Raw genomic sequence first — 364 nt, forward strand, 5'->3', positions numbered from 1 at the left:
CTGTTGTTAGCTCTAAAGATTCATTGAGATTTGTTTTATAATACATCCCAAAATCAACATTTAATCCACTTAAATCTGAACGGTTATTTTCTCTAGATTGGGCAAATAATGGCACGCCATCATTATCAAAACGAAACTGTATCGCACTATTTTGAATGTTTCCAAAATTATATTGTGCATTAACACCGATACTCAAATTATCCAAAATACTATAACCAAATCCTAAAAATGCCTTATTTAAACCACCTTCACCATCAAACCTACTTGTTGTTCGCCCATCTTCATTCTCTGTATCTAATCTATAGCCAACTGCAGTGTAAGGCATTAGGCCCAATCCTACACCAAATTTTCCAACAGGTAAGTT

At 34.1% G+C, this 364-nt stretch carries 1 protein-coding gene; it reads right to left on the bottom strand.

Annotated features, from left to right (window positions below):
• A partial coding sequence (locus H4O21_RS28450) for a BamG-related protein (RefSeq protein ID WP_220495879.1) occupies positions 1–325 on the bottom strand: 325 nt, incomplete at its 3' end.
• Positions 326–364 lie beyond the last annotated feature (39 nt).

This window comes from Oceanospirillum sediminis (assembly GCF_014164585.1).
Classification (GTDB): domain Bacteria; phylum Pseudomonadota; class Gammaproteobacteria; order Pseudomonadales; family Halomonadaceae; genus Oceanospirillum; species Oceanospirillum sediminis.